Annotated in this window: 11 protein-coding genes; 8 read left to right on the forward strand and 3 right to left on the reverse strand. The window is 65.2% G+C overall.

Translation table 11 applies throughout. The annotated features are described in order from the left end of the window. Positions 1–385 (reverse strand): hypothetical protein (locus ACWELQ_RS36365; RefSeq protein WP_452401553.1); only part of this gene is annotated, 385 nt, incomplete at its 3' end. 221 nt (positions 386–606) lie between these two features. Between ACWELQ_RS36365 and ACWELQ_RS36370 the strand changes: the two genes are divergently transcribed. After that, on the forward strand, positions 607–951 hold the full coding sequence (locus tag ACWELQ_RS36370; protein WP_452401554.1) for an effector-associated constant component EACC1: 345 nt from the start codon (positions 607–609) through the stop codon (positions 949–951). Then, positions 948–2195: a caspase family protein gene (locus ACWELQ_RS36375; protein WP_452401555.1), complete on the forward strand. Its 1248-nt coding sequence runs from the start codon at positions 948–950 to the stop codon at positions 2193–2195. The genes ACWELQ_RS36370 and ACWELQ_RS36375 overlap by 4 nt, the downstream gene beginning before the upstream one ends. Before the next feature lie 231 nt (positions 2196–2426). Here the strand turns inward: ACWELQ_RS36375 and ACWELQ_RS36380 are convergent, their stop codons facing one another. Continuing rightward, positions 2427–2588: a hypothetical protein gene (locus ACWELQ_RS36380; protein WP_452401556.1), complete on the reverse strand. Its 162-nt coding sequence runs from the start codon at positions 2586–2588 to the stop codon at positions 2427–2429. Between the two features lie 48 nt (positions 2589–2636). Here ACWELQ_RS36380 and ACWELQ_RS36385 point away from each other — a divergent pair, with 48 nt between their 5' ends. Next, positions 2637–3080 carry a TIGR03618 family F420-dependent PPOX class oxidoreductase gene (locus tag ACWELQ_RS36385; RefSeq protein ID WP_452401557.1) on the forward strand — a complete coding sequence of 148 codons (444 nt, stop codon included), beginning with the start codon at positions 2637–2639 and terminating at the stop codon, positions 3078–3080. A gap of 45 nt (positions 3081–3125) precedes the next feature. On the opposite strand, the gene ACWELQ_RS36390 is transcribed toward ACWELQ_RS36385, so the two are convergent. Beyond that, positions 3126–3476, reverse strand: coding sequence for a MerR family transcriptional regulator (locus ACWELQ_RS36390; RefSeq protein WP_452401558.1), 351 nt, complete (start codon positions 3474–3476; stop codon positions 3126–3128). 131 nt (positions 3477–3607) lie between these two features. Here ACWELQ_RS36390 and ACWELQ_RS36395 point away from each other — a divergent pair, with 131 nt between their 5' ends. From ACWELQ_RS36395 to ACWELQ_RS36415, 5 genes are all read left to right on the forward strand, one after another. Then, a complete protein-coding gene (locus ACWELQ_RS36395) occupies positions 3608–4045 on the forward strand; it encodes an Hsp20/alpha crystallin family protein (protein ID WP_452401559.1) in 438 nt (145 codons plus the stop codon). Positions 4046–4074: 29 nt separating this feature from the next. Beyond that, on the forward strand, positions 4075–4389 hold the full coding sequence (locus ACWELQ_RS36400; protein ID WP_452401560.1) for a hypothetical protein: 315 nt from the start codon (positions 4075–4077) through the stop codon (positions 4387–4389). A 344-nt stretch (positions 4390–4733) separates the two neighbouring features. After that, entirely contained in the window at positions 4734–4964 is a 231-nt protein-coding gene (locus ACWELQ_RS36405; protein ID WP_452401561.1) for a hypothetical protein, read from the forward strand. Continuing rightward, positions 4954–5328, forward strand: a complete 375-nt coding sequence (locus ACWELQ_RS36410; RefSeq protein WP_452401562.1) for a cold-shock protein — start codon at positions 4954–4956, stop codon at positions 5326–5328. The genes ACWELQ_RS36405 and ACWELQ_RS36410 overlap by 11 nt, the downstream gene beginning before the upstream one ends. Positions 5329–5434: 106 nt before the next feature. After that, a partial coding sequence (locus ACWELQ_RS36415) for a hypothetical protein (RefSeq protein WP_452401563.1) occupies positions 5435–5658 on the forward strand: 224 nt, incomplete at its 3' end.

The raw sequence follows: 5658 nt of genomic DNA on the forward strand, positions 1-5658 counted from the left end.
CATGCTCCTGTCGCACCCGCGCGATCTGCTCGCGTCGCGCGGCCTCCCTGCGTCGATGGTCGTCCTGTGCCCACACGAAGCGCTGCTGCGCCAACTGCAGTTCCTCGTCGTAACGCTTGGCGCCACCGAAGATCCGCTTCATCCTGCTCGGTTCGACCGGTGCCGACCATTCGGGTGCGGGTAACGGTCGCTCGAGATTTCCGAGATTCAATGGCGGTACATCCGCGCGACGACGACGCTCGGTCAGATCGATTGCCGCATCCCGGGCGAGTGATACGTGCAGCAGATTCTCCAAGTCCGAGGCTTGCTCTTCCAGCGCCCGGGTTCGTTCGGTTGCTTGCCGGTCTCGTGCCTCCGCTGCGGCTTGCACCCGCTCGCGCTCCAACTGCCGCGCGGTCCGCCGATCGGACTGCAAGTACGGGTCATAGGAACCGTAGGTCACGATCGCCCCTCAACCAGTTGTGGAATCCCTATCGAAAACGGTAACCTCCGCCGCAGATCCGCGACAAGCATTGACTCACAACCGGATTCATACCGGACATCGCGATTCACCTGCTACTCTCGCCTCGCGGCATGCATGCCTTCGACACCGAGGGGGTTCGAGCAGTGGCAACTCGAGATGTTCGTGTTCTGATCGAAGGCGCACGCGACAGCGAGCAGCAGCTGATCTCTCTACGTCGATGGCTGACGGCCGAGGACGAATTCCGCGGTTACGTCCGTTTCGAGGAGAAGGTCGTGAATCCCGGTGAGATGGGCGGATTCGCCGATGCCCTCATCGTGGCGGTCGGCAGCGGGGGCGCTTTGACCGTCCTGTCGAATTCGATCCAAACCTGGTTACAGCAGCAGCGGTCGAAGGTGTCCATCACCATCGCCAACTCGAACGGCGATTCGGTGCAGATCACCGCCGAAGGACCGGCCGCCGACGCCGTGGTGTCACGCCTGCAGGAATGAAACTCCCGAATCCTCTTCGGTCGCGGGCGATCCTGGTAGGCGTCGCGAACTATCGGTTTCTGCCGCCGCTTCCGACGACCATGAACAATCTCGACGACCTGGCATCATCCCTGTGCGATAACGATCTCTGGGGACTGCCGAAAGCCCATTGTGCTTTGGTGCGCGACCCGGATTCGCAGGAACGAGTGCTCCACACCCTCTACGACGCGGTCGAGCAGGCTGAGGACACGCTCTTCCTGTACTTCACCGGACACGGCCTCAAGGACGCCGACACGGGAGAGCTGTTGCTCGGCCTCACCGGTTCGATGCAGAGCCGCGCGTATACGGCGCTGGCCTATGACCATATTCGGCGGGCCTTGCACGAGGCTCGCGCGCCACGGCGAGTAGTAGTGCTCGACTGCTGCTACAGCGGTCAGGCGATCGCTGGCATGTCCGATTCGGCTTCCGCGGTGGTCGACGAGGTCAGTGCCGAGGGCACATTCGTCCTCGCGGCGGCCCCTGAAAACAAGCAGGCGCTCGCTCCGGAGGGCGAGCGCCACACTGCCTTCACCGGCGAGCTGATCAACCTCATCCGACATGGCCTGGACGACGGTTCCGAATTCGTCTCGCTGCAGCAGGTTTTCACACACACCCGGCGGGAACTGATCGCCAAGTCGCGACCGCGTCCGCAGATGCGCACCAGGAATACGATCGGAGACCTTGCCCTGGTGCGCAATCGACAATGGAAACAGACGCGACCGGCCGAACCGCCCGCTGTGACACCACCGTCGATCGTTCCCCCGACCTCCGACGATGAAGCCGACAACGCTCGTCCGTCCACTGTGTCGAATCGCATCATGCTGCTCATCGAGCACATGGGGACGAGTGCGCCGATCGGCACTGCCGAAACACTGAATGCCCTCGGCATCAAGCATAATTCGGTTGCCCGCCTGGCCGCGGCGGTCGACGCGTCGATAGCGACTTCCATTCGTGACGCGATATCCGCGCAGTTCGACGACCCCGGTCTGACCGAGGTTCACACGGCGCTGATGAGCGGTGACATCGTCGCTGCGGCCACCCACCTTGCCACGATCCCCGCCCGTCGGCGCTACGGCCGCGAACGATCCCGGTCGTTCTATCACGAGGTCATCGACGACAGTCGCAACGTCGTCTTCGGTCTGGTGACCCAATACGCCGACTGGATCAACGAATCCGACGATCCAATCAGCGCCTGGCTCGCGATCTCACACAAACATTCTCTCTGAACGTGCAGCCGGGACCCCCAGAACGGAACCGGTGGGAATTCCAGTGCCATTTTGCGTGCCATTTTGCGGCCCGAATGGTGGGAGCCCAAGGGTTTCGGCCAGACATGATGGGAGGTCTCGGGATCGTGAAATCGCAGGTCAGAATAGGAGAATCCCCAAGATCGCCAGGTCAGTGAATGATCTTGGGGGTTCTACGAGATGATGAAGAAGAATTAGCCAGGACCAGGCATTTCAGCCGCTCGGTGGGCGTTTGGGGCTGACCACCGCGAAGAACCGCACCCGCGTCAGGGCCGGTGGCAGTTCGTAGGTGGCCGATCCGGTGAATCCGATTGCCAGCCTGCCGATCTCGCCCGCCGTGACGCGGTTGTTCTCGGGCTTGGCGGCGGGAAGCATGATGTTTTGTGCGCCGCAGGGAGTTTCCGCGCTGCGTAGACTCCAGAGGTGAGCGATCTCGCGGATTTCGCCGGGTTGATCCCCGGAGATCATGGGCTCTGTGTGGTTTCGACGCTGGGGGCCGACGGCAGGATTCAGTCGTCGCTCGTCAACGCCGGGGTGCTGCGGCATCCGGTTACCGGGGAGCAGGTGGTGGGGATTGTGCTCGTCGGCGGTACGCGGAAGTTGAGAAACCTGCGTGCGCGGCCCCGCATGACGGTCGTCGCCCGGGTGGGCTGGCAGTGGGCTGCCGTCGAGGGTCCGGTGTGGATCGCCGGGCCGGACGACCCGGCTCCCGGTATCGACGCCGAACGGCTGCGACTCCTGTTGCGTGAGGTGTTCACCGCGGCCGGTGGCACCCACGAGGATTGGGACGAGTACGACAGGGTCATGGCGGCCGAGCGCCGCACAGTCGTACTCGTCGTCCCCGAACGCGTTTACGGCAACAACTGAGCATCACCGGCCACCTCGCTTCGTCGGTCCAGGGGCCGATCGGGGTCAGGGTGTGTCGCGGAGTCGGTCGCGTTCGGCGGTGAGCGCGGCGTTGGAGTCGCGTAGTGCGGTGTTGCTGTCTTCGAGGTCCAAAATCCGCGCGATCGCGACGAGGTTGAACCCTTCGCCGACCAGGGTGGCGATGCGCGCCAACCGGGCGAGGTCGTCGTCACTGTAGCGGCGGGTGCCGCCCGCGCTGCGGGCCGGGGTGAGCAGTCCGTGCTGCTCATACAGGCGTAGCGAATGCGCTCCCATCCCGGCCAGTTCGGCAGCCACCGAGATTCCGTATACCGCCTGTGCTGGGCCCGGTCGGTGATCACTGTTCGGGCCGGGTAGAGGGTCGTGTCGATCCGGCATCCTGCTCCTCACTTCTCGATGTCGCCAGATTACCTCAGCGCACTACTTGCACTCTCCTCTGTCGAGTGCTAAAACAAATCTCAGCCAGATAACAGAGGTTATCTGAGCACCACCGAGAGAGAATGGAGTGAGTGGAGGTGGCGACCATGCTGATGCGTACCGATCCGTTCCGGGATCTGGATCGCCTGACCCAGCAGATGTTCGGCACATCGGCCCGCCCGGCAGTCATGCCGATGGATGCCTGGCGGGAGGGCGACGACTTTTACGTCGAACTCGACCTGCCCGGAATCGACCCCGAATCCCTCGATCTGGATATCGAACGCAATGTGGTGACCGTCAAAGCATCACGCCCGCAACTGGACCCGGACCGGTCCATGCTCGCCGCGGAACGCACCCGCGGCGTGTTCTCCCGCCAACTGTTCCTGGGCGAGAACCTCGACACCGACGCCATCCGCGCCGACTACCGCGATGGTGTCCTGCGCCTGGTGATCCCGGTCGCGGAGAAGGCCAAACCCCGCAAGATCGAGGTCATCCACCACAACGGCGAACATCAGGCCATCAACGCCTGATACCGGGCGCCATCACGGGAGGCGCTGCGATGATCCTCGTCACGAGAGGCGTGAGCGGTCCCGCGCCGAGCGGGACCGCCGAGGAGTTGACGTGGCTGGACCCTCGACTGCTGGGTTTGGACCCCGATCTCGAGGGACTGTTCGCCGAGATCGACGACATCCTGTGCCGTGCCGCCGATCGGTGGGACTGCCCGCCACGCCGCGAACCCCGCCCGCCCCGGACGCGGCCGGGCCGCTGGATGCCGATCGCCCGGCACCACGGCCGCCGGTCCGGCGGCGCCCCGGGTCGAAGCCGCGGCCCGCCCGCGATGCACGCGAGCCCGGCCCGGCACGGAATCCGATGACCAGAGAGCGAGGTGATGCCTGTCAGACGTCGACCGACAACACAGATGACACGAAACGTTCTCCTACACAACTCTTCTCGCGACCACGGACCGACGACCGCGTCCGGACCCGCGCACCGGCACCAGCGCCCCTCGAACCCTTCGGGTTCGGCGCGTGCACTGCCACCGAAGTGGCACCGGCAGCCACGGCACGGGGTCGTTGGCCCGCGCGAGAACACCGCACAGGGAAGTCCTGTTCACATTCGTTCCGTCGACGGGTGAGCCCGGTCAGCCGTGATTCTTCCGGGCTCACCCGGCCCTTTCGCCACCTCGATCACGATCGACACGAAATGGAGGAGACAGCAATGAGCGGCACCGCGACCTTCGCCCCGGCGGGCAGTGACTTCGACCGCGCCGAACAGAACCTTCCGATCCGCGAGTGCGACCGTGAGGCCGGACTGGACCCGACCATGCTGGCACCCCCGCCGGAATCCGTGCGCGGCGCGCTCGAGCACGCCGGGATCACCGACCGTATCGACCAAGCCTGGATCACCCCACTGGATTTCGATGACGATGACTACGACCATGCCGACTGACAGCCCGATCACCCTCTCCGCGTGCGAAACCCACGCCGACGACGCGCAGCGGCTGCCGCGCTGGCAGCACGGCCACGTCGCCTGGTTCAACACCGAGAAGGGCTTCGGGTTCCTCACACCCGATTCCGGTCCCGCGGTATTCGTCGACTACCAGGTGATCGAGATCCCTGGACTCAAAACTCTCAACGCCGGGCAACCGGTGATATTCACCGCCACCGACACCAGCCGCGGGCCCGAAGCCACTCGCGTCGTGCCCTACCTTCGCACCAGCAGCGTTCTGCCCGCACCGGGCACCGGCGGGCCGCGCCGGCGAACCGGACCCGATAGGCCCTATCGATCCCGCTGCCGTGCGCGCGCCGCATGAGCCGGACCCCTGTCGGCGGTGGCTGACGCCGCCACCGCCGGCGTCGGCCACTCGCCCGCAGCAGTACGAGTCGAGACCACAGCACAGCCCAATTCAGGTGATCGCCATGCCTTCCGTGTACCCGCCCCACGCAACCCGGCGCCCGAGAGCGCACGTCGGCCGCCGCCGGATCCTCACCGCTGCAACCGATCCCGCCGACTCCTCCGTGGTGTACTGGCCCGAGCCCAGCCCCCTGCGCCCGTGGTGGGACACGATCATGCAGCCCGCCATGCCCGCTACCCCGGCGACACCTCGATCGCCCGACCCCCGTCATCCCCACGCCCGCAACCC

The sequence above is a fragment of the Nocardia sp. NPDC004722 genome, assembly GCF_053601505.1.